The organism is Amorphoplanes friuliensis DSM 7358, from assembly GCF_000494755.1.
GTDB classification, from domain to species: domain Bacteria; phylum Actinomycetota; class Actinomycetes; order Mycobacteriales; family Micromonosporaceae; genus Actinoplanes; species Actinoplanes friuliensis.
The window spans coordinates 8,398,333-8,423,776 of record NC_022657.1 but is presented as its reverse complement, the minus strand read 5'-3'; the positions used below and the strand labels follow the sequence as shown (position 1 = coordinate 8,423,776).

Annotated in this window: 30 protein-coding genes; 13 read left to right on the top strand and 17 right to left on the bottom strand. The window is 70.9% G+C overall.

Annotated elements, in window-relative coordinates; genetic code table 11:
* Position 1: 1 nt before the first annotated feature.
* The 5 genes from egtD to AFR_RS38805 all read right to left on the bottom strand — a co-directional run bounded on the left by egtD (position 2) and on the right by AFR_RS38805 (position 5,089).
* A complete protein-coding gene (gene egtD, locus AFR_RS38825; protein WP_023562313.1) occupies positions 2 to 967 on the bottom strand; it encodes an L-histidine N(alpha)-methyltransferase in 966 nt (321 codons plus the stop codon).
* The gene (gene egtC / locus AFR_RS38820; RefSeq protein WP_023562312.1) at positions 964 to 1,710 is read right to left on the bottom strand and encodes an ergothioneine biosynthesis protein EgtC; all 747 of its coding nucleotides are present in this window, start codon (positions 1,708 to 1,710) and stop codon (positions 964 to 966) included. Before egtC ends, egtD begins: the two co-directional genes overlap by 4 nt.
* Positions 1,710 to 3,014 (bottom strand): ergothioneine biosynthesis protein EgtB, encoded by a 1,305-nt coding sequence (gene egtB, locus AFR_RS38815; protein ID WP_023562311.1) that lies wholly within the window; start codon positions 3,012 to 3,014, stop codon positions 1,710 to 1,712. The genes egtC and egtB overlap by 1 nt, the downstream gene beginning before the upstream one ends.
* The gene (gene egtA / locus AFR_RS38810) at positions 3,011 to 4,243 is read right to left on the bottom strand and encodes an ergothioneine biosynthesis glutamate--cysteine ligase EgtA (RefSeq protein WP_041841463.1); all 1,233 of its coding nucleotides are present in this window, start codon (positions 4,241 to 4,243) and stop codon (positions 3,011 to 3,013) included. Before egtA ends, egtB begins: the two co-directional genes overlap by 4 nt.
* 105 nt (positions 4,244 to 4,348) lie before the next feature.
* Positions 4,349 to 5,089, bottom strand: a complete 741-nt coding sequence (locus tag AFR_RS38805; RefSeq protein WP_041841462.1) for a class I SAM-dependent methyltransferase — start codon at positions 5,087 to 5,089, stop codon at positions 4,349 to 4,351.
* On the opposite strand from AFR_RS38805, the gene AFR_RS38800 reads away from it, so the two are divergent.
* Positions 5,088 to 5,846 (top strand): hypothetical protein, encoded by a 759-nt coding sequence (locus tag AFR_RS38800; RefSeq protein WP_148308194.1) that lies wholly within the window; start codon positions 5,088 to 5,090, stop codon positions 5,844 to 5,846. The two genes, AFR_RS38805 and AFR_RS38800, sit on opposite strands and share 2 nt — an antisense overlap.
* On the opposite strand, the gene AFR_RS38795 is transcribed toward AFR_RS38800, so the two are convergent.
* Both AFR_RS38795 and AFR_RS38790 read right to left on the bottom strand, forming a co-directional pair.
* On the bottom strand, positions 5,818 to 6,198 hold the full coding sequence (locus AFR_RS38795) for an SRPBCC family protein (protein ID WP_023562307.1): 381 nt from the start codon (positions 6,196 to 6,198) through the stop codon (positions 5,818 to 5,820). The genes AFR_RS38800 and AFR_RS38795 overlap by 29 nt on opposite strands.
* A complete protein-coding gene (locus tag AFR_RS38790) occupies positions 6,195 to 6,509 on the bottom strand; it encodes an ArsR/SmtB family transcription factor (protein WP_041841461.1) in 315 nt (104 codons plus the stop codon). The genes AFR_RS38795 and AFR_RS38790 overlap by 4 nt, the downstream gene beginning before the upstream one ends.
* Before the next feature lie 72 nt (positions 6,510 to 6,581).
* On the opposite strand from AFR_RS38790, the gene AFR_RS38785 reads away from it, so the two are divergent.
* A complete protein-coding gene (locus tag AFR_RS38785) occupies positions 6,582 to 7,307 on the top strand; it encodes an SDR family oxidoreductase (RefSeq protein WP_023562305.1) in 726 nt (241 codons plus the stop codon).
* Positions 7,307 to 8,167 carry an RNA polymerase subunit sigma-70 gene (locus tag AFR_RS38780; protein WP_023562304.1) on the top strand — a complete coding sequence of 287 codons (861 nt, stop codon included), beginning with the start codon at positions 7,307 to 7,309 and terminating at the stop codon, positions 8,165 to 8,167. Before AFR_RS38785 ends, AFR_RS38780 begins: the two co-directional genes overlap by 1 nt.
* A 1-nt stretch (position 8,168) precedes the next feature.
* Here the strand turns inward: AFR_RS38780 and AFR_RS38775 are convergent, their stop codons facing one another.
* The 3 genes from AFR_RS38775 to AFR_RS38765 are packed head-to-tail and all read right to left on the bottom strand — an operon-like array spanning position 8,169 to position 11,180.
* The gene (locus tag AFR_RS38775; protein WP_041843294.1) at positions 8,169 to 9,023 is read right to left on the bottom strand and encodes an oxidoreductase; all 855 of its coding nucleotides are present in this window, start codon (positions 9,021 to 9,023) and stop codon (positions 8,169 to 8,171) included.
* Between the two features lie 45 nt (positions 9,024 to 9,068).
* Positions 9,069 to 10,130, bottom strand: coding sequence for a threonine aldolase family protein (locus AFR_RS38770; protein ID WP_023562302.1), 1,062 nt, complete (start codon positions 10,128 to 10,130; stop codon positions 9,069 to 9,071).
* A gap of 12 nt (positions 10,131 to 10,142) precedes the next feature.
* A complete protein-coding gene (locus tag AFR_RS38765) occupies positions 10,143 to 11,180 on the bottom strand; it encodes a DNA polymerase III subunit beta family protein (protein WP_023562301.1) in 1,038 nt (345 codons plus the stop codon).
* A 73-nt stretch (positions 11,181 to 11,253) separates the two neighbouring features.
* Here AFR_RS38765 and AFR_RS38760 point away from each other — a divergent pair, with 73 nt between their 5' ends.
* Genes AFR_RS38760 through AFR_RS38750 form a run of 3 tightly spaced genes read left to right on the top strand, consistent with a single transcriptional unit; the run spans position 11,254 to position 12,611 of the window.
* Complete coding sequence (locus tag AFR_RS38760; protein WP_023562300.1) at positions 11,254 to 11,772, top strand: P-loop nucleotide/nucleoside kinase family protein; 519 nt, start codon at positions 11,254 to 11,256, stop codon at positions 11,770 to 11,772.
* Positions 11,763 to 12,188 (top strand): helix-turn-helix domain-containing protein, encoded by a 426-nt coding sequence (locus tag AFR_RS38755; protein WP_041843293.1) that lies wholly within the window; start codon positions 11,763 to 11,765, stop codon positions 12,186 to 12,188. The genes AFR_RS38760 and AFR_RS38755 overlap by 10 nt, the downstream gene beginning before the upstream one ends.
* A gap of 9 nt (positions 12,189 to 12,197) precedes the next feature.
* Positions 12,198 to 12,611: a VOC family protein gene (locus AFR_RS38750; RefSeq protein WP_023562298.1), complete on the top strand. Its 414-nt coding sequence runs from the start codon at positions 12,198 to 12,200 to the stop codon at positions 12,609 to 12,611.
* Between the two features lie 54 nt (positions 12,612 to 12,665).
* On the opposite strand, the gene AFR_RS38745 is transcribed toward AFR_RS38750, so the two are convergent.
* Positions 12,666 to 15,344, bottom strand: coding sequence for an alpha/beta hydrolase (locus AFR_RS38745; RefSeq protein WP_041841460.1), 2,679 nt, complete (start codon positions 15,342 to 15,344; stop codon positions 12,666 to 12,668).
* A gap of 43 nt (positions 15,345 to 15,387) precedes the next feature.
* The gene (locus tag AFR_RS38740; protein WP_023562296.1) at positions 15,388 to 15,981 is read right to left on the bottom strand and encodes a LysE/ArgO family amino acid transporter; all 594 of its coding nucleotides are present in this window, start codon (positions 15,979 to 15,981) and stop codon (positions 15,388 to 15,390) included.
* A gap of 71 nt (positions 15,982 to 16,052) precedes the next feature.
* On the opposite strand from AFR_RS38740, the gene AFR_RS38735 reads away from it, so the two are divergent.
* Entirely contained in the window at positions 16,053 to 16,907 is an 855-nt protein-coding gene (locus AFR_RS38735; RefSeq protein WP_023562295.1) for a LysR family transcriptional regulator ArgP, read from the top strand.
* On the opposite strand, the gene dapD is transcribed toward AFR_RS38735, so the two are convergent.
* Complete coding sequence (gene dapD, locus AFR_RS38730; RefSeq protein ID WP_023562294.1) at positions 16,904 to 17,851, bottom strand: 2,3,4,5-tetrahydropyridine-2,6-dicarboxylate N-succinyltransferase; 948 nt, start codon at positions 17,849 to 17,851, stop codon at positions 16,904 to 16,906. The genes AFR_RS38735 and dapD overlap by 4 nt on opposite strands.
* A gap of 60 nt (positions 17,852 to 17,911) precedes the next feature.
* Here dapD and AFR_RS38725 point away from each other — a divergent pair, with 60 nt between their 5' ends.
* A complete protein-coding gene (locus AFR_RS38725) occupies positions 17,912 to 18,349 on the top strand; it encodes a protease inhibitor I42 family protein (RefSeq protein ID WP_158510594.1) in 438 nt (145 codons plus the stop codon).
* Here the strand turns inward: AFR_RS38725 and AFR_RS38720 are convergent.
* The 3 genes from AFR_RS38720 to AFR_RS38710 are packed head-to-tail and all read right to left on the bottom strand — an operon-like array spanning position 18,336 to position 20,538.
* Entirely contained in the window at positions 18,336 to 18,692 is a 357-nt protein-coding gene (locus AFR_RS38720) for a hypothetical protein (RefSeq protein WP_023562292.1), read from the bottom strand. The genes AFR_RS38725 and AFR_RS38720 overlap by 14 nt on opposite strands.
* Complete coding sequence (locus AFR_RS38715; protein WP_023562291.1) at positions 18,689 to 20,242, bottom strand: hypothetical protein; 1,554 nt, start codon at positions 20,240 to 20,242, stop codon at positions 18,689 to 18,691. The genes AFR_RS38720 and AFR_RS38715 overlap by 4 nt, the downstream gene beginning before the upstream one ends.
* Positions 20,239 to 20,538: a type VII secretion target gene (locus tag AFR_RS38710; RefSeq protein ID WP_023562290.1), complete on the bottom strand. Its 300-nt coding sequence runs from the start codon at positions 20,536 to 20,538 to the stop codon at positions 20,239 to 20,241. Before AFR_RS38710 ends, AFR_RS38715 begins: the two co-directional genes overlap by 4 nt.
* Before the next feature lie 120 nt (positions 20,539 to 20,658).
* On the opposite strand from AFR_RS38710, the gene dapE reads away from it, so the two are divergent.
* Positions 20,659 to 21,735: a succinyl-diaminopimelate desuccinylase gene (dapE, locus tag AFR_RS38705; protein ID WP_023562289.1), complete on the top strand. Its 1,077-nt coding sequence runs from the start codon at positions 20,659 to 20,661 to the stop codon at positions 21,733 to 21,735.
* 1 nt (position 21,736) lies between these two features.
* Here the strand turns inward: dapE and AFR_RS47200 are convergent, their stop codons facing one another.
* Complete coding sequence (locus AFR_RS47200; protein ID WP_169739463.1) at positions 21,737 to 21,907, bottom strand: hypothetical protein; 171 nt, start codon at positions 21,905 to 21,907, stop codon at positions 21,737 to 21,739.
* Between the two features lie 200 nt (positions 21,908 to 22,107).
* Between AFR_RS47200 and AFR_RS38700 the strand changes: the two genes are divergently transcribed.
* The 4 genes from AFR_RS38700 (at position 22,108) to AFR_RS38685 (ending at position 25,442) form a co-directional block, all read left to right on the top strand.
* Positions 22,108 to 22,884 (top strand): LOG family protein, encoded by a 777-nt coding sequence (locus tag AFR_RS38700; protein WP_041843292.1) that lies wholly within the window; start codon positions 22,108 to 22,110, stop codon positions 22,882 to 22,884.
* A 1-nt stretch (position 22,885) separates the two neighbouring features.
* A complete protein-coding gene (locus AFR_RS38695; protein ID WP_023562287.1) occupies positions 22,886 to 23,425 on the top strand; it encodes an LOG family protein in 540 nt (179 codons plus the stop codon).
* Positions 23,426 to 23,465: 40 nt separating this feature from the next.
* Positions 23,466 to 24,221 carry a DUF899 domain-containing protein gene (locus AFR_RS38690; protein WP_023562286.1) on the top strand — a complete coding sequence of 252 codons (756 nt, stop codon included), beginning with the start codon at positions 23,466 to 23,468 and terminating at the stop codon, positions 24,219 to 24,221.
* A gap of 201 nt (positions 24,222 to 24,422) precedes the next feature.
* Complete coding sequence (locus AFR_RS38685) at positions 24,423 to 25,442, top strand: LacI family DNA-binding transcriptional regulator (RefSeq protein WP_023562285.1); 1,020 nt, start codon at positions 24,423 to 24,425, stop codon at positions 25,440 to 25,442.
* The last annotated feature ends 2 nt before the right edge of the window (positions 25,443 to 25,444 follow it).

Genomic DNA, 25,444 nt, shown 5'->3' with positions numbered 1-25,444 from the left:
TTCAGTCCGCCTGGATGAGGGAGACCGCGAAGAGGCCGGCGGGGTCGGTCCAGAAGTGCCGCAGGGCAAACCGGGCCGCGCCGAGTTCGGCTTCCAGACCCTCGCGGCGGAACTTCGCGGAGATCTCGGTGCGCAGTTCCTCCCCGGCCGCGAAGTCCACGGTCAGGTCCAGATCGCGGATGTGGACCCGCTGGGCCGTCGTCGCCCGCAGCCGCATCTCGATCCACTCGTTCTCGGCGTCCCAGAGCGCCACGTGGGCGAACGCGTCCACGTCGAAGTCGGCACCCAGGCGGTGGTTCACCACCCGCAGCACGTTGCGGTTGAAGTCGGCGGTGACCCCGGCCGCGTCGTCGTACGCCGGCACCACGATCGCCGGGTCCTTGACCAGGTCGGTGCCGAGCAGCAGCCACTCCCCGGGGCGGAGGGCGGCACGCAGGTTGCTCAGGAACTCGGCCCGCTCGTCCGGGACCAGGTTGCCGATCGTGCCGCCGAGGAACGCGACCATCCGGTTGTCGCCGTCCGGGATGTGCGCGAGGTGGCGGGTGAGGTCGCCGACAACACCGCGGACGGCGAGGCCGGGATAGCGCTCGGTCAGCCTGTCGACGGCCTCGCCGAGCGCGGCGGACGAGACGTCGAGCGGCGTGAAAGCACCGAGCGTGCCGTGCGCCAGCAGCGCGTCGAGCAGCAGGCACGTCTTCTCCGACGAGCCGGAGCCGAGCTCGACCAGGGCCTTGGCGTCGGTCACCCGGGCGATCTCGGCGGCCCGCTCGGTGAGGATGGCCCGTTCGGTACGCGTCGGGTAGTACTCGGGCAGGCGGGTGATGTCCTCGAACAGGTCGCTGCCCCGGGCGTCGTAGAACCACTTGGGCGGGAGCCACTTGGGTGTGGCGGTCAGGCCCGTGACCACGTCGGTACGCAGCGAGCGGGCGAGGTCCTGGTCGTCGAGATGGATCTCCAGCGCGGTCATGATCTCCCTAGTGCGGTGATGTCCAGCGTGGACGGCGTGGTGACGAGCAGAGAGCCGTCCGGCACGGCTTCCCAGCCCGGGCCGGGGTCGAGCGGTTCGGAGCTGACCAGCACGGACGTGGTGCCCGTGCGGACGGACAGGGCGTGGCCGGCGGTGCTGGCGACGATCTGCCGGCCGTCGGTCAGCAGCAGGTTGAGCCGGGAGCCGGGTGCGGCGGCCGCAACTTCCACGACCGTCGCGCCGATGGCTTCGGCGGCGGTGGCGCCCGCGCGGAGCCGGTCGCGGACCAGCGCCCACAGCAGTGCGGCGTCGGTGGGGGCGTCGAGGGTGATCAGATCCCGGATGGGCAGGCGCCCGGCGAGCGCGGTGACCGAGTCGGGCCAGCCCGCGACGACCCCGTTGTGGCTGAACAGCCACGGTCCCTCCGCGAACGGCGCTGCCGCCGTCTCCACGACCGGCATGCCGGCCGTCGCGGACCGGACCGCGGCGAGCACGCACCCCGTGCTGGTGTGCGCGGCCAGCGCCGGCAGTGCGGCGTCCGACCACATCGGAGCCGCACTGCGGTAGCGCACCGGCTCGCCGTCCGCCGGGAACCAGCCCACGCCGAAACCGTCGGCGTTGATGGTGCCGCCGCCGCGCATGTCACGCGGCGCCCACGACTGCCGGACGAGGGCGTGCGGCGCCTCGAACAACAGGTGGGACAGCGGTGCGGGAACTCCGAGATAGGCCAGGTGGCGGCACATCAGGTCAGCTCGGGACCGGCGTCCCGGGCACAGCGGAACCCGCTGAAGATCTGCCGCCGGATCGGGTGGTCCCAGTTGCGGAACGTGCCACGGCAGGCTGCCGCGTCGGTCCCGAACGAGCCGCCGCGCAGCACCCGGTAGTCACCACCGAAAAAGACCTGCGAATACTCCTCGTACGGGAAGACGCGGAAGCCCGGATAGGGGTGGAAGCCCGAGCTGGTCCACTCCCACACGTCACCGATGAGCTGGTGCACACCCAGCGGTGAGGCGCCGTCCGGATAGGCGCCGGCGGGTGCCGGTGACAGATGCCGCTGCCCGAGGTTGGCGTGCCGGGCCTCCGGCGCGTCGTCACCCCACGGGAAGCGCCGGGACCGGCCGGTCGCCGGGTCGAAACGGGCAGCCTTCTCCCACTCGGCCTCGGTGGGCAGCCGCCGGCCCGCCCACGCGGCGAACGCCTCGGCCTCGAAGAAGCAGACGTGCACCACCGGCTCGTCCGGCACGATCTTTTCGGTACGCCCGAACTTCGTGCACGCCCAGCCGTCCCCGTCACGCTGCCAGTGCTGGGGTGCCGTGAGCCCGGCGGCCTGACGATGCGCCCAGCCGCGCTCGCTCCACCAGCGCTGATCGTCGTAGCCGCCGGCAGCGATGAACTCCGCGTAGCGGGCGTTGGTCACCGGCGCCGCGTCGATGAAAAACGCCGGCACCTCCACGGTGTGCGCGGGCCGTTCGTTGTCCAGCGCCCACGCCTCGGTGTCCGTCCCCATCGTGAACGCACCACCCGGGACCAGTACCTCCTCCGGCAGCTCGACGCGGGCCTGCGGTGGCGGGACGGCGTCGAGCACGGGCGCACCGGTGCGCAACTGGTGGGTCGCGAGCATGGTCTCGTCGTGCTGCTGCTCGTGCTGCACGATCATTCCGAAGGCGAACCCGTCGGCGACCAGGGGGCCGTCGTCGAGGCGTACCCGGTCGAGGACGTCGAGGGCCTTGTCCCGGACCTGACCGACATAGGCGCGGGCCTCGGCCGGACCCAGCAGCGGCAACGCCGGGCGATCACCTCGCGGGTGCTTGAAAGCGTCGTAGAGCTCGTCGATGTCGCGGCGTACCGGCTCGCGGCCGCCGACGTCGCGGACCAGCCAGAGCTCCTCCTGGTTGCCGACGTGCGCGAGATCCCAGACCAGCGGCGACATCAGGGGCGAGTGCTGCCGGACAAGATCGTTGTCGTCGACGGCGTCGGTCAGCAGGGCCGTACGCGCCCGGGCCCGCTCGAGTTCGGCGGCCACGGCGAGACGGAGATCCTGGGTCATCGGGACAGGTCCTTCCTGAGGCCGGCGCGCACCAGGCGCCGGTCCACGATGTCGGTCACGACGTCACGCACGCCGCTCGGCAGACCGGTGCTGTCGAGGTGACGGCAGGCCAGGTCGAGGAGGTCGGTGGCGCCGGCGCGGATGACCGGGTCGGCCAGTCCGTGCCGTGCGGCGCTCACCCACTGCCCGGCCGTGGGGGCCGCCAGGGCCCGGGCCGCGTCGGTGATCGTGTCGTCGGAGAGCAGGGCCGCCAGAACGGCGACCGGAGCGATCCACTCCTCGCCGGGTTGCGCGTCGAGATAGCGGACCTCGAGATAACCGCGCGGGCGCACCGGTGGGAAGAGCGTGCTGAGGTGGTAGTCGAGGTCGTCGATCACCGGCGGCCGGGGCAGCGCGCCGCCGATCCAGTCGGCGAAGGTGACGCCCGGTGGTGCGTCCCACCGGTCGGCGCCGTTGCGGACGCAGAGCAGTGGTGCGGCCAGCGCATAGCGGGCCCAGCCGGTGGCCAGGTCGCCGGAGGTGGTCACCGGGCGGGTGCGGCGCGGCTCTATGCCGTACCAGGTGGCCATGCGGGCGGAGGCCCACCCGGTCTCGCGGCCGGCGTGCCGCCCGGAGGTGGCGAAGGCCGCCAGCAGCGCGGGACCGACCTCGTGCAGGGCGTTCCAGCGTGCGGGTAATCGGTCGGCGGGACCGGCATCGAGACAGACCTGCAGGCCGGCGGTGCTGCACATCATGGTGTGGCCGTGCCGGCCCTGGGCGTCGAAACGGCGCTGCATCGCGGCGTACCGCGGGGTGTTCAGGATGCGTCTCGGTGGCCGGTGCGGATCGAGGCCGCTGTCGCCGAGGACCAGACCGGACCGGGCCAGCAGGGCGCTGAGCCGGGACTGGTCGGTGCTGAGGGAGGTGTACAACTCGGTGAGCGAGTGGGCCGGTGCCGAGGAGATCTCGACCTGGCCGCCGGGCTCGACGGTCACCGCGCCACCACCGGGAAGGGGATCACCGGGGTGGGTGCTGCCTAGTGCTGGTGGTGCGTGTCTGCCGAGGGCCTCGCGCAACTCGGCGGCTTCGACATAGGCCGCCGGTGCCCCGTCTCGATGGACGGTCCATTCCAGCTCGACGCCGATCCGGCTCGGTGGGCCGGTCTTGAAGCAGATGCCCGAGATGTGATCGGCGGCCTGAGCGACGTGGTGCACGATGTCATCGGGTATTTCGCGACTATGGGTAGCCATGTCCCTCCCCGGGGTAGTCGTTCCATCCCGGACACTACTTCAGAAACGATCGCCTCCGCACCGAGTCAAGGTAATCAATTTGTGACCATTCGTTGACGTTCCCGGTCAGCCGCGGGTTGCCTGCACGAGAAACCGGTGTGCCGTCACCGTGTAGTGCCCCTGGGTGCGGATGAGCGCGTCGATCCGGCGCAGGGCACGGTCGTAACGCTCCGCGGTGAAGTCCCGGATCTGCCACGGCACGGCCCGCAGCTGGTAGACGAGCGCGCCGACGTCGTGGAAGGTCAGCGACGGCCGCTCCTCGCGTACCTCGGTCACCGTCAGCCCGGCCGTCTCCAGGGCCGCCGTCGCCTCGGTCGCGGTCCAGTTCCTCGCGTACGGCCGGGGTGCGCCGAGCTCCGCGTTGAGGTCGGCCAGATCGTCGCTCCCGACCTGCTGGCTGAGCAGGGTGCCACCGTGCTTGAGCAGACGCGCGATGTCCTCGGCGGGCAGTCTCCCGTGCCGGCTGAGCACGACGTCGAACTCCTCCTCGCCACCCGGCAGCTCGGTGACGACCTCCACGCCGTACGGCGTCAGACGGTCGCGGGCGACGGGCACGTTCGGCGCCCAGCCCTCCACCGCCACCGTGTGTTTCGGCAACGGCGCGAGCTCGACCAGCAACTCACCACCGCCGGTGTCGAGGTCGAGCAGACTCCCGGCGCGGCGCAGCAGCGGGCGCGCCAGCTCCGGATAGGACCAGGACGGGTCGGAACCGACCGCGCGGCCGTCCAGCCAGGCGAATTCCCAGCCCGTGATGGGCACACCCACGGCCTCGCCGACGAGCTGCTCGTACAACCGTGGAGAACGCATGCCTGACCGTAACCGGGCCGCTCCGCAGAGCGCGAGCGGGATAGGTGCGGTCTACGATCCGGACATGGTGCGACTCGGCGGCCGGGCTGACGTGACAGCGATCGACCCGGGACCGTTCGGGGCCGCCCTCCCGGCGCTGCTCGACCAGTGGCGCGCGCTGACCTTCGCCGACGGTGCGGTGCTCCACCCGGTCAGCGGGAAGCCGCACGACGGTCTGCGCGTCGTCGACGGACTGCACCCCCGCCCCGGCGTCGCCTACCAGCTGATGCTGCGCGAGGACCACGTGCCCGAGCCGACGGCCGAGGAGGCCCGGGTCGCCTCCCGCGTCGAGGCCGCGGACGCCGAGGCCGCCCGCGAGTGGGAACGCGGGCGCATCGCCGCGGCCCGCGCCACCGGGCGGATCGCGACGACCTGGCACACGTACGCCATCAGGCTCGAGACCGACGACCACACGCGTACGGCTTTTTCGGTGCACCACGACGTGACCGGCGTCCGGGCCCGGGTCGACGTCAGCGACACACGGCTGACCGTGACCACTCGCGGTGCCGGCTGGCTGCGGCCCTTCGCGAAGCGGCCGGTGCAGCGCGACCTGGACGACTTCCTGGCCGCGCTGCCCGAACGCCTCGACGCGCTGAACCGCAGGATCGTGGCCCGCTGCCCGGCGCCGCCCGATCCGCCTCAGCTGGCGGTGCAGATGATGGCCGACCTGATCTCGTCGGTCCCGGTGGTCACGCCAGGGCCGGCTCGATCCGCCTGATGAGCGCGGGCCAGCCGTTGCCCATACCCTTCAGCGCGGGGCTGTCCGCGGCGAAACCCGCATGCCGCAGGAAGAGCCGCGTGCCGGCGCCCTCGGGCTCGAGCCGCCAGGTGATCGTGGTGTCGAGCGATCCCTCGGCGAAGGTGAAGCTCAGCAACCGTCCTTCCTCGACCTCGAGCACCTCGCACGGCTGCTGCCCCCACGAGCCCATGTCGAGGGTGAACCGGTGGCCGACCACCGGCTTGATGTCGCCGGTCGCCCACCAGCGGGCGAGCAACTCGGGCTCGGTCAGCGCGCGCCAGACGGCGGCGGGCTCCCGGGCGATGAACTGGTCGATCTCGATGTCGGTCACAGGTCGTCTCCTTCGACGAGGTCCTTCAGCGCGGTGAGACGCTCGCGCCAGTAGCGCTGGAACGGGTTCAGCCACTCCTGCACGTCGGCCAGGGGCTCGGCGGCCAGGTGGTAGTAGCGGTGCCGGCCGCGGGGCTCCTCGCGGACGAGCCGGGCGTGCCGCAGCACGGCGAGATGCTCGGAGACGGCGGGCCGGCTGAGCGCGAAGCTCCCGGCCAGGTCGCCTGCCGCCCGGGGGCCGTCCCGCAGCGCCACCAGCAACTGCCGGCGGACGGGGTTGGCGAGCACCGCAAAAACATCGGCTTCAGGCATGGCTCCATGATGCGTCGGAAATCTCCGACACGTCAAGCGATGAAATCGGCGCGGCCGGCCGGTCTTATCCCCATGACAGACCTCGAGGGCACCACCGCCGTTGTGACCGGCGCCAGCCGCGGCTTCGGCCGGGAGATCAGCACCGCACTCGTCACGGCCGGGGCGCGGGTGGTCGGCATCGCCCGCAAACCGGATCCCCTGCACGAACTCCAGGACCGCCTCGGCCCGGCCTTCGTCCCGATCGCTGCGGATGCGGCCGACGAGTCCCTGGCCGTCGAGGTGCTGACCGGGCACCGGCCGACGGTGCTCGTCCTCAACGCCGGGGTCGTGCCGCCGATGGGGCCGGTCGACGAGCTGACCTGGGCGGAGTTCAGCGAGAACTGGTCGGTCGACACCCGGCACGCGTTCGAGTGGACGCGGGCCGCACTGCGGCTGCCGCTCGCGAAGGGCAGCATCGTGGTAGCAATGTCGAGTGGCGCGGCACTGCGAGGCTCCCCGGTCAGCGGCGGGTACGCGGCCGCCAAGACCGGCGTCAAGTTCATCAGCACCTACGCGGCGGCCGAGTCGGAGCGCCGCGATCTCGGCCTGCGCTTCGCCACCGTGTTCCCCCAGCTCACCCCGGCGACCGAGTTCGGGGCGGCGGCCGTCGCGGCGTACGCGGCCCGTCAAGGCCCCACCGCGGACCTGCCCGTGCTGACCCCGCAGCAGGTCGCCCGGCACGTGCTCGACCTGATCGGCGGAACGGCCGCGTACGTCGAGCACGCGCTGACGGCCGACGGCCCGCGGGAGCTCGGTTGATGGACCTCGCCGCGCTGCGGCCGGAGCTGCTCGCACACTGCTACCGGATGCTCGGCTCGATCCACGACGCCGAGGACGCGGTGCAGGAGACTCTGGTCCGCGCGTGGCGGGGCTACGACGGTTTCGAGGGGCGGGCGTCACCCCGGCGCTGGGCGTACGCGATCGCCACCCGGGTCTGCCTGACCGCCCTCGACCAGCGGACCCGCCGCGCCCTGCCGTCCGGGCTGGGCACGGACGAGGTCGCCTGGCTCGAGCCGCTCCCGGACGCCCTCCTGCACACCGGCACACCGGATCCGGCCGGACTGGCGCTCGCCCGGTCCGGCATCCGGCTGGCCTTCGTGGCGGCCCTGCAGCACCTGTCGCCGCGGCAGCGGTCGGCGCTGGTCCTAGGTGACGTCCTCGGCTGGCCGGTCGCGGAGGTGGCCGAAGCGCTGGGCACCACCCCCGCGAGTGTCAACAGCGCCCTGCAGCGGGCCCGCGCTCAGCTGCGCCGGCTCGACCTCGACGAGGACCAGATCGCCGAACCCGCGCCGGGCGTCCTGGACCGGTACGCGGCGGCGTTCGAGGCCGCCGACCTGCCCACCCTGGCCGGCCTCCTCAGCGCGGACGTCACGCTGGAGATGCCACCCCGGCCCGACTGGTACGCCGGCCGCGACGCCACGCTCGCCTTCTTGCGTACGAACGTCCTGCGACCGGGCGCGTGGCAGCTGATCCCGGCGCGGGCCAACAACCAACCGGCGTTCATCGTCAACGAGGCCGACGGCACCCCGCACGGCCTCCAGGTCCTCGACATCCACGACGGCCGGCTGACACGCCTGTTCGCGTTCCTCGACCCGGCCCTGGCCCGCCGCGCCGGCTGAATCACAGGGTGATCGTGTCGAGGACCTTGCGGGCGTCGTCGTCCAGGTGCACGGTGCGGGCGGCCAGGTTGTCGGCCAGGTGGCTCGCCGAGGACGTGCCCGGGATCAGCAGGACGTTCGGGGCCAGGTCCAGCAGCCAGGCCAGCGCCACCTGCGACGGCAGTGCCTCCAGCCGGGCGGCGACGTCGATGAGGTCCGGGTGCGTGAGCAGGCGGTTCACCCCGCCGAAGGCCGAGCCGAGCGGGAAGAACGGCACGAACCCGATGCCGAGCTCCTGGCACTCCCGCAGCAGCGCCATCGACTCGCGCTCGACGAGGTTGAGGGCGTTCTGGACGCAGACGATCTCGGTGCGCTGGACCGCGTGGACCAGTTGCTCCCGGGAGACGTTGCTCAGCCCGATGCCGGCGATCAGGCCCTCGTCCCGCAACGCGATCATCGCGTCGAGCTGGGCGTCGAAATCATCCCCGCCGTCGGTCAGCCGCAGGTTGACGGCGTCGAGCCGGTCGACCCCCAGCGACCGCAGGTTGTCCTGCACGCCCGAGCGCAGCTGCTCGGGCTCCAGCGCGGGCAGCCAGCGCCCGGCCTCGTCCCGCGCGGCGCCCACCTTGCTCACCAGGACAAGATCTTCCGGGTACGGGGACAGCGCCGTCCTGATCAGGTCGTTGACGACGTCCGGCCCGTAGTACTGAGCCGTGTCGATGTGGTTGACGCCCAGCTCCACAGCCTTACGGAGCACGTCGAGGGCGGTGTCGCGGTCGCGGGGTGGCCCGAAAGCGCCCGGTCCGGCGAGCTGCATCGCGCCGAAGCCGATGCGTCGTACCGAGCGGTCACCGAGCGGGAAGGTGTCGTCAGTCACCACCTCACTCTACGAGCATCCGCGGCATTTGCCCGGAGACAGCTCTCAGAGGCAGAGACCCGCCAGGATCTCGGCGATCGCCTCGGGCTTGTGGCGCAGCGTCGCGCGGCCGACCGACAACTCGGCACGGACCACGGCCGGGTCGCCGGTCTCGGCCACGCTCGGCCACACCCAGAGGGCCGTCTCCTCGGCGAGGCGCTTCGCGTTGGCGCGGTACCGCTCACCCGGCACGGAGAGCAGCAGGTGCATCATCGGCGTCTGCGGCGGATCCGGCACGACCCGGACCTCGGGGACACCGGACAGCGCCGCGGCGATCGCCCGGGCGTGCCGCAACCGGGCGGGCATCTCGGCCAGCGCGGTGTCGAGCAGGCCGAGCGCCGACGACGCGTTCGGCCACATCGCGAACAGCGTCCCCCCGAGGCGCGACCGCCACTCGCGTACCTGGGCGATGTCCTGCTCCGAGCCCGCGACGCAGCAGCCGGGCAGCGCACCGATGCCCTTGTAGAACGAGACGTAGACGGTGTCGAAGAGCGCGGCGATCTCGGCGGGGGACCGCTCGTAGCCGGCGGTGGCCTCCCACAGCCGGGCGCCGTCGAGGTGGGCCGCCGCACCGCGGTCCCGGGCCCAGGACGTCTGCGCGACCAGGTCGTCCCAGGCCGGCAGCGCCCCGCCGAGGTCACGTTGCGGCAGCTCGAGGACCAGCGCCGCGACGGGCTCGGACACCGCGGACAGGTCGTCGATGTTGATCAGCCGCTCGAAGTCGCCCGCCGGCCGCCCGACCAGCTGGTGCAGCCGGGCGTAGGCCTGACCCTCGTGCCGGTCGAGGTGGCAGTACGGATGCCAGACGACCGTGCGTGACGTCCGCCGGTCGGCGTGCACCCGCAGCGCCGCGCCCTGGGCCATCGTGCCGCTGGGCAGGAACACGGCGGCCGGTTTCCCGAGCACCGCGGCGACATGCTGCTCCAGCTCGGCGACCGCTCCGCCTTCGCCGTAGATGTCCGCCGCGGCGCCCGGGTCGATCGAGGCCAGCAGCTCGGGCGGCCGGATCAGGCCGTTGCCGAGGAACGAGTCGGTACAGGCGGCGCGGCGAGCGACGATGTCATCCACCGCGACAGTCTGTCAGCGCCGGACGGGCATGAGTATCGAGAAAGATCCGTTTCCGCGGAGAGCCAGCGGCTTGATCGGGCCGTCCAGCTCCAGCACCAGCTGACCCGCACCACCCGCGTCGAGGGCCTCGAGCAGGAACTCCCGGTTGACGGCGACGTGCGCCTCCTCGTCGGCGGCCCACTCGTGCTCCTGCGCCACCTTCACCGCACCGGCCGGATCCACGGCCAGGACGGTCACGTCGTACGCCTTGCCCTCGTGCTCGCGGGACACGACCGGCGCCGCGCCGACCGCCGCGCGCAGGGCCGGGACGTCGACGGTGACCCGCCGGGCGTCACCGAGGTCGATCAGGCGGCGGTGATCGGGGAAGGCGACGTCGAGTGGCGTCCCGTCCAGCCGGCGCCCGCCGATCTCCACCCCGATCCCGGCGTCGCCGAGCGCCACGGTCACCTCCTCGCCGCCGGTCAGCAGGGGCCGCACCTCGTCGACCAGGGGCAAGGGTGCGACCACCCGGGCCGGTGGCCCCGAGATGTCAGCGGTGGCCTCGGCGACGGCCAGCCGGTACCGGTCGGTCGTCACCAGCGTCAGCGAGCCGGTCCCGGTCTCGAACAGCACCCCGCCGAGCATCGGCAGCTCCGGATCGGCCGAGGCGGCAAAACGGACGGCGTCGAGCGCGGCGGCGAGGGCGGCGGCGGGCAGAGTGATCCTGGTCAAGATGGTCTCCTCGAGATCCAGCAGGGCATGGACGCGGGAGAGCTCACGACGGGCATCGGCGAGGCCGTCCTCCAGCCGGTGCAGGTGCTCGTCGAGCAGCTTGCGCACCGCCGGAGGGTTGGTCAGCTCGGTCACCGCACGGGTGATGTCCGCGACCGGCATCCCGACCCGGCGCAGACCCGCCACCAGGCGCGCCGCCCGGATCTGGTCGTCGCTGTACCGCCGGTAGCCGGTGGCCGGGTCGACCTCGGCCGGGACCAGCACCCCGGCGCCGTCGTAGAACCGCAGCGCGCTGATGCTCAGCCCGCTGGCCCGGGCGATCTCCCCGATGCCGTACATCCTGCTCTCCACACCTCGGAACCCTGGTGCCTCGACCTGCTCGAGGGTCAAGCGTCTGTGTCATCGTGCTGGCATGGCGCGTGACGTGGTGATGGTGAACGGTCTGCCGGGCTCGGGCAAGAGCAGCCTCGCGCCCCGCCTGGCCGCGGCCCTCGGTGCCGCCTGCCTGGAAAAGGACCGGATCAAGGAAGCGCTGGCCGAGGCGGTCGTGACCGAGGTGCCGGACCTGGGCGCCGTCGCCATGGAAACCGTGTGGTCCCTGGCCGCCGCTGTCAGCGGCATGGCCGTCGTGGACTCGTGGTGGTTCCGTCCCCGCGACCTCGACCACGCCCGCACCGGCATCACCCGCACGGGTGCCACCGCCACGGTCGAGGTCTGGTGCGACGTGCCCCCCGAACTCGCCCGGGCCCGCTTCATCGCCCGCAAACGCCCCGGCGTGCACGCCGACACCGAACGCCTCGCCACTCAGTGGGCCGGCTGGGCCACCCAGGCCGAACCCCTCGCCCTCGGCCCGGTCCTCCGCATCGACACCTCCCGCCCGGTCGACATCCCGGCCCTGAGCACCGCGGTCAAAGCCGCCCTCTGGAGCTAGACGTGGACGAGCTGAGCCTGCTGCGCCGGGCCCGCGACCGGATCGACCGGGAGTACGCCCAGCCCCTCGACGTCGCCGACCTCGCCCGGACGGCGCACCTGTCGGCGGGCCACTTCACGCGCCGCTTCCGGGCGGTCTTCGGCGAGACGCCGTACGGATATCTGCTGACCCGCCGGATCGAGCGGGCCAAGACGCTCCTGCGCCGTGGCGACCTGAGCGTCACCGAGGTCTGTGTGCAGGTCGGCGCCACCTCGCTCGGCTCGTTCAGCGCGAGCTTCTCCGCCCTGGTCGGCGAGTCACCGTCGGCCTACCGCGCCCGCGACCACCGTGCCGCGGCGGTCATCCCCGGCTGTGTCACCCGGCGGCTCGGACAACCTGTTCGGTTTCGAGAAGCGGGGCGCGGCCGGTCCTTCTAGCGTGTCGGCATGACTCTTCAGCTGTCGCACTGCTTCCTGGTCGTGCACGACTACGAGGAGGCGCTCGCCTTCTACCGGGATGTCGTCGGGCTCGAGGTCCGCAACGACGTGAGCTTCGAGGACAACCGCTGGCTCACGCTCGGTGCGCCGGGGCAGCCGGGAGTCGAGATCGGACTGGAGATCCCCGGTTACTACCCGCACACGCGGCCCGAGGACAAGCAGGCGACCGCCGACCTGCTCGCCAAGGGACTGCTGCCGGGTGTCATCTTCCGGACGAGCAGCTGCGACGAGACCTTCGAGAAGGTGCGGGCTGCCGGTGCCGACGTGCTCCAGGAGCCGATCGACCAGCCGTACGGTGTCCGCGACTGCGCGTTCCGCGACCCGTCCGGCAACATGGTCCGTTTTTCCCAGCTGAGCAAGTGAAACGGGCGGATCAGCGTGGTCTCCCACGCCGATCCGCCCGTGTCGGGTGCCGGGTCAGTCGGTGACGCTTCCGGTCACCGGGTCCAGCTGCGGGCCGTCCTCGACGCCGAGCACCAGTTCGAGCTGGACGACCTCGTCCGTCTCGTCCAGCGTGTCGGTGATGGTCGGCACGGTCAGGTCGCCGGTGAGCTCACCCGGCTCGACCGCCCCGAACGCCGACAGCCACGTCTCGGACAGCGGCCGGGACGGCTCCGGGTCCTCGTACGCGTTGTCCACGAACCAGTCCGGGTCGACGTCGGTGCTGGAGAGCTCGACACCACTCGTCGGGGGCACCGGGTACCCGTACAGGTAGATGCCGGTCTCGGCGGCGGTGGAGAGCGTCAGGCGCCAGGACAGGGTGCCGCCCTCGGCAACCCGGTCAGCGACCGGCTCGACGCTGATCTCGGGCATCGGGTCGTCGTTCTCGACCATCAGGCCGCCCTGGTAGTCGCCGATGACCGTGCCGCGGACGGCCTTGGCCTCGACGATCTGGCCCTCGTCCTGACCGAAGAGCGTGTCACCCTTCACGACGACCGGCACCGGGATCGAGCGCTGGCCCGGCTTGACCGTGACCACCCAGGACTTCGGCTCGTAGGTCGCCGCGTCGACGGTGAAGAGCCGGACCTTGCCCGTGCCGCGACCGGTCACCTTCACCGGCACCTGGTACGTGCGAGTGCCCGTGTTGCCCTCGACGATGGTCAGCTCGCCGATGTCGATGCGCGGCAGGGACGTGGCCTGAGGCGCCGGGGTGCCGGCACGCCAGCCCCACGCGTCGATCAGCCACGCGCCGCCCGCGCCCCGCGGTGTGATCTCCAGCTTGGTGATCTTGCCGCGGACCTTCTTCAGCGGCACCCGCACCTCCTGACCCCAGTACGAGGTCGTGTACTCGGTGCCGGGCAGCCCGTTCAGGCTGACGTCACCCAGAGCCGTACGCCGGCCCTTGGTGTCCACGACAGTGATCCCGAAGCGGTTGCCGCTCGTGTTCGGCGGCACCACCAGGCGTAGCGCCAGGTCCTTGGCGCCGGACACGTCCATCGCCCGCGCCGGCTTCATCGACACGGTCTTGCCGGCGGTGGCCCCGAGGTCGACGGCGTACCGGCCCGCCTCGGGGCTGATGCCGTTGAACGCGACGAAGTGCGGCGACGGGCTCCAATAGTTCTCCGTGACCAGACAGGCCTGTGCGGGCTCCGGGGCGACCTGCTCGCAGAGCCGTCCCCCGGTGACCTTCACCGACTCGTCCGGGACCAGCGCGGCGGTGCGGTTGGCGCCGAGCGCGTGGGTGAGGACGCGGGCCGGGTCGGCGGACTTCGCCCGGACACCCGATCCGTCGAGCAGCGGGCGCACCCGGTCGTCGTTGCCGACGAAGAGGTGGGCGGCAGCGGCGATGTAGGTCGCCCCGGCCGTCTGCTCCTGCACCGCGGTCAGCCGGGTCGGTGCGCCGGGGCTGCAGACCGGGTCGTCCTCGCCGTAGAAGTCGTCCCACGCCGGTGCCACAGCCTGACCCGGCGTCCACTCGGTGTTGAAGTAGTTGTGGTTCGCGCCGATGACGTACAGCGAGCTGTGCAGGGCCTTGCCCTTGCTGACTCCGCGGGTACCGTCGATGAAGACCTGGCCCTGCAGGTCGGCGACGTCACCGTCGCAGCCCGGGAGGATCGTCGCCGAGGGCACGTCCGGCACCGGGTTGTGGCCGAAGATCGTCGGACCGATGAGCAGCAGGCCGCGGATGTTCCAGCGGACCTTGCCCTGGTAACCGTCCTGCGCGGCCGGCGGCGGGGTGAGGCTGTCCATCGCGGCGCGGCTGACACCCTCGCCACCGCGGGAGTGACCCATCAGGAAAACCTTGGACAGATCCGCGCGCGGCGCGTTCTTCACGATCGCCGGTGCGCTCGATCGGCCGGCGCCGGCCCAGTCGGCCCACCGGGCCAGGTGCTGGCGTACGAGCGACGAGCGGGCCTGAGCACCACCGTCCTCGGCCTCCCAGTCCTGCCCGTTGATGCCGTTCGCCGAGATGGAGACGGTGACGTAACCCTGCGAGGCGAGCAGCTCCTGCGCCTGCAGGTAACCGCGGTGGCTCGGGATCGGCAGTGTGCCCTCGGGGCACGGCCAGGCCTGCGGTGCCTCCGGGTCGTCGCCGTTGTAACAGACGGAGTGCCGGCCGTGCAGGAACAGCGCGATCGGCCGCTTGCCCGGCGCACCCTTCGGCGCCACGACGACGCCCTGCATCTCGACCAGTTCCGGGAACTCCGGCAGCTTCACACCGGGCAGCGTGTATTCACCGGTGACGGTCTGGTAGCGACCCTTGACACCGGGATCGACCTTGCTGGGCGGCAACGGCTCGGTCGCGGCCGGTGCCGCGGCGCGCTTCTGCGCCCGCGGCTCGGGAGCGGCCGCGTCGATCCGGCGCCCGCCCGCGCGCACCTGGAGGTCGCGGAGGTCGCTCGCCTCCTCCAGCGGCAGCTGGAAGGTGCGGTGGTCCGCCTTGGGCTTGGCCCGGCCGAGCAGCCGGTCACCCGCATAGAACTCGACAGCGGCGTCACCCATCGGCACCCGCTGCTCGGAACGCCAGGTCAGGTTGCCTTTCTCCACCGACCAGCCGTCGTCCGGAGCCGGAGCCGGTGGCGCCGCGAACGCCTGTCCCGCCCCGCTGATCATCAATCCCGCGGCCAAAGCCGCGGACACCAGAACTCTGCGCATGCCCTCAGGTCTACTGAATACATGCAAATTGCTCGATGGATGCCTAAGTAAGCAGACCGACGGCGACCGCCACCATGACGATCGCGATCAGGCCGTCCAGCACCCGCCACGCCGCCGGCCGCGACAGGACCGGCGCGAGCCTGTGCGCGCCCAGCCCGAGCGCCGAGAACCAGGCGCCGCTCGCCACCGCGGCACCGGCCCCGAAGAGCCACCGGTGCGGGTGCTGCTGCGCGACCGAACCCAGCAGCAGCACGGTGTCGAGGTAGACGTGCGGGTTGAGCCAGGTCAGCGCCAGACAGGTCAGCAGGGTCGCGCGCAGGGTGGCCGGCGTGTGGTCGGCCGGCTTCAGCGCACCCGGTCGCCACGCTCGTTTCGCGGCCAGTGCGGCGTAGGTCAGCAGGAACGCGGCACCGACCCAGCGGATGATCGTGACAGCCGTGGGCTGGGCGGTCACCACCGCACCGAGACCGGCGATCCCGGCCAGGATCAGCATCAGATCGGAGACGGCGCAGATCACGACCACCGGGATCACGTGCTCCCGGCGAACGCCCTGGCGCAGCACAAAGGCGTTCTGCGCGCCGATGGCGACGATGAGCACGACGGAGGCGGCAAAACCGGCGAGGGCGGAAGTGAGCACGTACCTGACGCTAGGGGTGACCGGTCCGATGCTCCAGCTAAAGATTCTTCAGTTCCATTAGCATCGCTTAAGTGGACCAGGTGCAGCTCGTAACGTTCCAGGCCGTGATCGAGGAGGGCAGCTTCGACGCGGCCGCCCGGGCGCTGCACGTCACGCCGTCCGCGGTGAGCCAGCGCATCAAGGCCCTGGAACAGGACGTCGGCCAGGTCCTGGTCCGGCGGGTGAAACCGTGCGAGCCCACCGAGGCCGGGCAGTCCCTGGTACGCCTGGCCGGCCAGATCGCCCTCCTCGAACGCGAAGCCCTCGACGCCGCCCGCGGGGCACCGGCCGGCGGCGGACGCACCCGCCTCGCAGTCGTCGTGAACGCCGACTCCCTGCACACCTGGTTCCTGCGCGCCCTCGCCGCGGTCCCGTCCGACCTGGCCCTGAGCTTCGACCTGCACCAGGACGACCAGGACCACACCGCCGACCTGCTGCGAGCCGGCACAGCGATGGCCGCCGTGACCGCACAGGACGTGGCCGTGCAGGGATGCCGTGTCGAAAAACTGGGGGCGATGCGCTACCTGACGGTGGCCGCACCGGGCACCTTCGAGGACTACGCGACGTCGCCGATGATCGTCCTCAACCGCAAGGACCGCCTCCAGCACCGCTTCCTGGCCGCACAGACCCGCCGCCGCCTCGACCCGCCGATCCACTACGTCCCGGCCGCGGCAGCCTTCGTCGACGCGATCCGGCTCGGCCTCGGCTGGGGACTCGTCCCCGAACAGATCGCCCGCGACGACATCACGGCGGGCCGGTTCGTCGACCTCGCACCGGGCCGGCACCTGGACGTGCCACTCCACTGGCAGTACTGGCGCCTGCAATCAGCAGCAATGACGGCCCTGACCGAAGCGGTCAAGGCCGTCGCGGCGGAAACGTTGCGTTAGTCGTTGGCGTGCAGCGCGGCGTTCAGCTCGATGCCGGTGCCCTTGCGCGGCCGGGCCTCGAGCGCGCCCGTGACGGAGTTACGCCAGAAGAGCAGGCCGTTGACCCCCGACAGGTCGCGGGCCTTGACCACCCGGCCGTCCGGCAGCGTCAGCTTCGAACCCGCGGTGATGTAACACCCGGCCTCGACCACACAGTCGTCACCGAGCGAGATGCCGATGCCGGCGTTCGCACCCAGCAGACTCCGCTCGCCGATCGACACCTTGTCCTTGCCACCACCGGACAGCGTCCCCATGATCGACGACCCCGCGCCGACGTCGGAACTGTCACCGACCACCACACCCTGCACGATGCGGCCCTCGACCATCGACGTGCCCAGCGTCCCCGCGTTGAAATTGCAGAAACCCTCGTGCATGACGGTGGTCCCGCTCGCCAGATGCGCTCCGAGCCGCACCCGGTCGGCGTCAGCAATCCGTACGCCCGAAGGCGTCACGTAATCGGTCATCCGCGGGAACTTGTCAACGCCGTACACCGCGAGGTGCCGTCCGGCGGCCCGCTCGATGAACCGCAGCTCGTCGACCCGCTCCGGCGGGCACGGCCCGGCCGACGTCCAGGCAACATTGGCCAGCATGCCGAAGATGCCGTCAAGGTTCTGCTCGTTCGGCCGCACCAGCCGGTGCGACAGCAGATGCAACCTCAGGTACGCGTCCGAGGCGTCCTCGATCGGCCCGGCGAGCGACCCGATCTCCACCCGCACCTCAACCGTCGACAACCCGGTCAACGCCTTCGGACCGGTCAGACCGGCGGGCAACGTGGGCGGCTCCGCGGGGGCAGCGCCGAGGCCGAGGAAACCAGCCGGGAACCAGGTGTCGAGCACCTGCCCCTCGGCGGTGACGGTGGCGAGGCCGATGCCCCAGGCGGGCGAGGTCGAGATCGCGGTACTCACCCCGCGAACCCTACTAGCTCGGGGCAGCGGCGGTGGCGCCGGTTCAGTAGGGTCCGCCCGGTGAGAAGGGTGTTGCTCCGATCGCTCGCCGTAGTGATCATCCTGGCCGCCGTCGTCGCAGGCATCGGCGCGCTGCGGGTCCACCTGACCTTCGGCACGAAGATCGACGAGAGTGACCTGACGGTGAATCTCGACGAGGGCGACCGCTTCTCCCTCGCCGTGCCGGACCGCGGTGCCTCGGTGGGTGACTCCTGGTCGGCCGCCGCCACCCCGGACGGCGTGCTCGAAGCTGTCGACAACCGCAAAGTCATGAGCAACTTGGCCGACAGGCTCTTCGGACCCGAGATGGGCGGCGGCGGAGGCACCCGTTACTTCGTGTTCGAGGCTCGAAAGCAGGGCACCGCAAGGGTCGTCGTGAACAACTGCTTCCGAGGCTGCGACAACGAGAACACCCGTCGTTTTGCGCGAAGCGTCACCTGGACGATCACGGTCGACTGAGCCGGGCCTCCAGGATCGCGGCGACAGCATCCAGCCATCCGGCGAACACGTGAGCGTCACCGTCCACGGCCAGCCAGCTCCGGACCAACTCGGTCTGCTCCGTCGTCGGTAGTGGCTCGGCCAGCTGTGCCGCAAAACGAAGGCCACCCCGGCGGACGATCTCGGCGAGGTAGGTCATCGACCTGGGCTGCGTGCCGATCAGTGCAGCCTGCAGCGCCGCCGGGACCGCCGCGCCGATCAGCAGCTGACGGGCAGGATCGGCGGTGGACATCGCGGTGGCGATGACCTCCGGGACATCGACGGTCAGGAGCTCCTCGTCGGTCCGCAGTCCCGCTCGGCTCATCGGACGGCCTCCTTCGGCAGCCGCACTGCCGTCGGCTCGCGAGGGATGTCGGGGTCGATGCCGTCGACCTTGCCGCTGGTGAACTCCTGCTCGGTGATCCAGTAGGTGTAACCCCATGGGTTGTAGATCTGCAGCTGGTTCCCGGAATGGCCGATGACGAGCATCTGGTGACCTTCCCGGCCCTCATCGATGGAGAACGGGACGGGGTGTCCCACGTCGACCGCTCGCTCGATCGCGGGAATGATCTCCGATCGCGACGCTGCGTCGGAGGTCTCGACGTTCTCGTAGCGAACTCCGGTGTGCGGTGCGATCTGCTCGTTGGCGACCGTCGTCGACTGCGGGTCGCTCATCCCTCTGCCGTTGAAGAGCTCCTGTCGCCAGTTCCGGCCGTCGTCGTAGACGCGGACCTGCTCGTCGCGGAGCCGATCTTCGAACGAGAGAGGGTTGTCGAACTCCGGGTCGTCCGGATGCCCGCCGGTCGTGAGCTGCAGGGCGTAGAGCGGGTCGACCTCGGCCCGGGCGGTGACGGTGGACGAGGCGACGCAGGTGGGCAACCTGCCTTGCTCCCACAGGACCGGTCCGATCCGGTTGAAGTCTTTGCCCGGCAGGGGTTTTTCGCCGTCCATCGACAGAGGGCTGAGGTGTTCGTCCAGCCAGGCCGGGTCGTTGCCGTGGCCGGCGATCAGCTGGTCGAAGCGGGCCACGTCCTCCACCCCGTACCCCGCCGCCAGGGTTTTCAGGAGGTAGGCGCGGTGTTCCGGGGACTGGGCCGTTGCCAGCAGGCCGGTCAGGCGTTCCCGGTCGGTGTCGCTCAGGGCCGCCAGGGCCGCCGCCGCGCGGTCGTCCATCGCCGCCGTCAGGACCGGGGATCCCGGAACCATCGTGGGAGTCCAGCCCGCGCCCGCGATCACGACCTCGTCGACCGCCGACAGCGGCGAATCGCTCAGCCGGCTCGTACGCGCCTGCGCCTCGATCTCATGCATGGCCGTCGCGAAGTCCTCGGCCGCGTTGCGCATCTCGATGTGCCGGGCCACGCGGGCGTCGACCGCGCGGATGGCCTTGGCGTGCTGGTCTCGCATCACCTGGCCCTCGTACTCGAGGTTGGGGACGACGCCCCAGGTCATCGAGCCGACCGTGGCGGCGATCTCCGTGAGGTGGACCGCGGATTCGCGGTCGGAGCGTTCGCGCCGGACGGGTTCGGCATGCTGCCGGACGAGGCGGCAGATCTCCCGGAACGCCGTCCTCGCGCGGTCCATGTCGTTGCTGAGTGCTTTCAGGGCCTCGTTCGCGCTGACGTGGGTGTCGCCGGCCCAGACCCGGCTGATGCCCTCGTTCACCAGCGGTTCCGTCGCCTGGAGGGCCTTGGACACAGTGGTGGCGACGGCCTCGCAGTATTCGGCGATCGCGCGTAGCTCACCGGCGTCGCCGCCGAAGGTCGGTACTGCCGCCGCGGTGGTGCATGCTGCAGCGAGGTCGTTGGCACCCCAGACACCGTGGGCGTCGTGGATGTCGTCCTGCACGTCCTGGAGGCGGTCCAGCTCGTCGCTCATTTGCTGCCCGCCAGTCGTCCGGCGCTGCGGGCGTCGGAGGTGTCGTAGTCGGCGGCGGCCGCTTCGAGCGCGTCGGCCAGCTGGCGGGTGGCCTCGGCCAGCACCTCCAGCTCCTTCTCCCACGCGGCGACCGCGGCCCTGTACGGACCGGGTGTCGTGTAGCTGTCGAACGCGCCCGCGACCCGGAAGTCGCGTTCGGGTCCTCCGGCCTGGATGCCTGCTCGTCGAAGCTGTTCGGCGACCTCGTCACGGAGCTTGACCGCGGCCGTCCGGAGCGCTGCTGTGTCGACCTGCATGGTGCGCCTCCCCACCTTTAAGGACCGGAGGATCCTAGTGCGAAACCACTGCCCGTGTCCGTCCCGTCTCGCTCCGCGTGCGGCCGTACGGCTTCATCTCCGGGCGGTAATGTGCCGCTCATGGCCAACCCGCTGACCCCTGACGTGCTCGTCGACCCCGTGGAGCTCACCCGCGCCCTGGTCGACATCGAGTCCGTCTCCCGCGACGAGACGGTCATCGCCGGCCACGTCGAGGACGTACTGCGGCAGGCGCCGCACCTGAGCACCGAGCGTCGCGGCAACACCGTGATGGCCCGGACCAGCCTCGGCCGCGAGCAGCGTGTGGTGCTCGCGGGACATCTCGACACCGTCCCCCTGAACGACAACTTCCCGTCGACCGTGGTCGACGACCTGATCTACGGCTGCGGCGCCTCGGACATGAAGTCGGGTGTCGCCCTGGCCCTGCATCTGGCGGCGACCCTGCCCGAGCCCGGCTACGACATCACCTACCTCTTCTACGAGGCGGAGGAGATCGAGTCGCAGTACAACGGGCTGCAGTTGATCTCCGAGTCGGATCCGGAGTGGTTGCAGGCCGACTTCGCGGTCCTGCTCGAGCCCACGTACGGCGTGGTCGAGGCCGGCTGCCAGGGCACGATGCGGGTGCTCGTCCGCACCACCGGCCGCCGCGCGCACACCGCCCGGGCCTGGCGCGGAGTGAACGCGATCCACGCGGCCGGCGAGGTTCTGCGCCGCCTCGACGACTACCGTGCGCGCACAGTCACCATCGATGGATGCACCTATCGTGAGGGCCTCAGCGCGGTCCGGATCACCGGCGGCGTCGCGGGCAACGTGGTCCCGGACGAGTGCGCCGTCGAGGTCAACTTCCGCTTCGCTCCCGACCGTACGGAGAAGCAGGGCTTGGAGCACCTGCACGAGGTCTTCGCGGGGTTCGATCTGGAAGTCACCGACTCGGCGCCGGGCGCGCTGCCGGGGCTGACCGCGGCGCCGGCCCGCGACTTCCTCATCGCGGTCGGCGCTGAGCCGGCCGCCAAACTGGGCTGGACGGACGTGTCGCGATTTGCGGCGCTGGGGATCCCGGCGCTGAACTACGGGCCCGGTGATCCGCTGCTGGCGCACGCCCAGGACGAGCACGTGGAGATCGGGAAGATCCGGGACGGGGCCGCCACCCTGCACAGATGGCTGACCGCGTACGAGTGACTCAGGTCTTGTCGGTGACCCCGCGGGGTATCTCCACGGTGGCTTCCGGGTCGTAGGCCGGGTCGGCGGCGGAAGCCGGCGGCAGGGCCAGCGCCATGCGCCGTTCCTCGACCACCAGGCGGATCCGCCGCTGCATGCGGCGCTGCATCTTCATGCGCTCGTAACGGGTCATCACGGTGGCTCCTCTGCCCAGATGCCCGGCCGAAGACCGGGCGCCGTGCCTGCGCCGTGCGGGTTTGGTAACTGTACAGACGCTCCAGAGCTACCGTCCGTTGCTTCAATCTGGCAAAAAGGCCGCGACGTCGCAATCCTCTTGCCAAAACCCAACCGGTTATTCACCGGTTACGGACCGTCCGCACTACCGTGGGTGCCATGACGGACAGCACCAACGGTCGTAGGCGCGTACCCCCGGAGCGTCATCGCGGCGCCGTCACGCTCCGGCGTGAATCGATCCCCTCCAGTACCGCCGACGAGAAGTTGCTCGATTCGCATCACCGCGGCGAGTGGAAGACCAAGGACGCCTGGCGGGCCCTGCGCATTTTGTCGGAGTTCGTCGAGGGCTTCGACACACTCGCCGATCTGCCGCCGGCCGTGAGCGTTTTCGGCTCGGCCCGCAGCACCCCGGACAGCCCCGAGTGCGAGCTCGCCGCCCAGCTGGGCGCGGCCCTGGCCGAGGCCGGGTACGCCGTGATCACCGGCGGCGGCCCGGGCGTGATGGAGGCCGCGAACCGCGGGGCGACCGAGGCCGGCGGCATGTCGGTCGGTCTGGGCATCGAGCTGCCGTTCGAGCAGGGTCTCAACGACTGGGTCGACGTCGGCATCGACTTCCGCTACTTCTTCGTCCGCAAGACCATGTTCGTCAAGTACGCACAGGCGTTCGTGGTGCTCCCCGGCGGTTTCGGCACCCTCGACGAGCTCTTCGAGGCGATCACCCTGGTCCAGACCCGCAAGGTGACGCGCTTCCCGGTGATCCTGATGGGCACGGAGTACTGGGGCGGGCTGCTCGACTGGATCAAGGGCAGGCTGCTCGCCGACGGCAAGGTCGGCCCGGGCGACATGGAGCTGATGATGGTGACGGACGACGTCGAGGAAGCGGTGCAGATCATCGTGGACGCCGACGCCGCTCTGGCCGAAAACGGGAACCGGTGACGTGGCGGCGATCTGCGTCTTCTGCGCTTCCTCCAGCACCCTCGACCAGCAGTGGCTCGACCTCGCGACCCAGCTCGGAAAGGCACTGGGCCCCCGTGGCCACACCCTGGTGTCCGGCGGTGGCCGTGTCGGCATGATGGGCGCGGTGGCCGACGGCGCCCGGGCCGGTGGCGCCCACACGCTGGGGGTCATTCCGCAGTCGCTGGTCGACCTCGAGGTCGCCGACACCGCCGCTGACGAGCTGATCGTCACCACCGACATGGGCCTCCGGAAAAACCTCATGATCGAACGCTCGGACGCGTTCATCACGCTGCCCGGCGGCCTGGGCACCCTGGACGAGCTCTTCGAGGTCTGGACGACGGCGACCCTGGATCTGCACCGCAAGCCGATCATCGTGCTCGACCCGAACGGCTTCTACGACGGCCTCCTGGCCTGGCTCGACCGGCTCGCCGAGACCGAGTTCGTCCGCCGCCCGGCCCTGGCCAAGATCACTACGGTGACCTCGATCGAGGCGGCCCTCGACCTGATCGAAAGATCCTGACTGCCAGGCAAAATCCCGGAGCCGGCTTCGACTGCACGGTATGAGCGAGAACAAGCTGCCGAAGATCGTGTCCCGGGACGAGTGGACGGCCGCCCGCCGGGAGCTGCTGACCAGCGAGAAGGAAGCGGTCCGGGCGAAGGACGCCCTGAACACCCGCCGCCGTGAGCTGCCGATGGTCGAGCTGGACAAGGACTACCGCTTCGAGGGCCCGGACGGCGAAGTGAGTCTGCTCGACCTCTTCGACGGTCAGCGGCAGCTCGTGGTCCAGCACTTCATGTTCCCGCCGGAGTGGGAGGACGGCTGCGCCAGCTGTACGGCCGCAGTCGACGAACTGTCCGACGGCCTGCTCGGGCACCTGCGCGCCCGCAGCACCGTCTACGCGGTGGTCGCCCGCGCCGGCCTCGCCACGCTGGAGAAGTACCGCGCCAAGCGAGGCTGGACCATCCCGCTGTACTCGTCGTCCGGCTCGGACTTCAACTACGACTTCAACGTCACCATCGACGCGTCGAAGGCCCCGGTCCAGTTCAACTTCCGCGGTCCGGACGAGCTGCGTGCCGCCGGATTCGACTGGATGCTCGAGACCGAGGACCAGCCCATGGAACAGCCCGGCCTCAGCTGCTTCCTCCGCGACGGCGACCGCATCTTCCACACCTACTCGACCTTCGCCCGGGGGACGGAGCAGGTCGGCGGCTCCTACGGCATCCTCGACATGACCGCCCTCGGCCGGCAGGAATCCTGGGAGCTCCCCGAAGGTCGCGCGGACACCTCTCGCGGAGCCGTCCCGGACTTTGCCTGACCTCGACGACCAAGGCCCTGCCGAACCGGTGCGTTATGCGCTGCCGGCTCGGCAGGGGGCTGGTGAGCTGCGCCCCGGCCCTTGCAGCTAGATGGGTTTAGCGAGACCCTGCACCCGCCGCTCGCCGACGTCAAGAGTCACGTTTTGCGAAAGGCGCGGACGGGCGCAGAAGTACTCGACTCCGCGTGGAAGACTCCTCCCATGCCCCCGCAACGGGCGACCCTGCTTCAGGTCGCACAACGGGCCGGTGTGTCCCGCAGCACGGCGTCGTTTGTCCTCGCCGGTCGCCACGTGGACATGCGCATCTCGGAGGATGCCCGGCAACGGGTGCTCCGCGCGGCCCAGGAGCTGGACTACCGGCCCAACCTCATGGCCCGCAGCCTCCGGACCAAGGTCACCAAGACCATCGCGCTCGTCTCCGACACGCTCGCCTCCGACCCGTACGCGGGAAGGGCCATCCACGGTGGTCTGGCCGCAGCGGTCGCCCACGGGCACCTGCTCTTCATCGGCGAGACCGAGGGTGACGCCGTCGTCGAGGAAAAACTGATCTCCGACTTCCTCGACCGGCAGGTCGACGCCTTTGTGTACGCGAGCATGTTCACCCGGTACGTCCGCGTCCCCAAGCTGCTCAAAGGTCATCCCGTGGTGCTGCTGAACTGCCTCACCCGGGCGGCGAGACCGGCGTACCACTCGGTCATCCCGGACGAGCTCGCCGCCGGCTGGAGTGCGGCCAAAGTGGTCATCGACGGCGGCCATCGCGATGGCATCCACCTCGTCGGGAACCCGGCCCAGCACGTCTTCGCCGGCCGTGAACGGCTCGCCGGCATCCGTGAGGCCTTCACCGCCGCGGGCATCAAACTCGCCGGGACGATCGAGTGCGACTGGTGGCCGGACTCCGCCTACGAAGCGGTCACCCGAGCGCTCGCCGGCGGACCGCCGCCCAAGGCGCTGATCTGCTTCAACGACCGGGTTGCCCTCGGCGTCTACCAGGCGTTACGCGAGGCCGGCCTGAGCATCCCCGGCGACGTCTCGGTGGTGTCCTTCGACGACTCCGACCTCGCCGCCTGGTTGCGACCCCAGCTGACCAGCATCTCCCTGCCGCACTACCAGCTCGGCTGGCAGGCGGTCGAGTTGCTGCTCGGCGAGGCCGGCCGCTCCGAGCCCGCGATCCGCCGCATACCGATGCCGGTCCGCAGCCGCGGCTCGACAGGCAAGCCCTGATC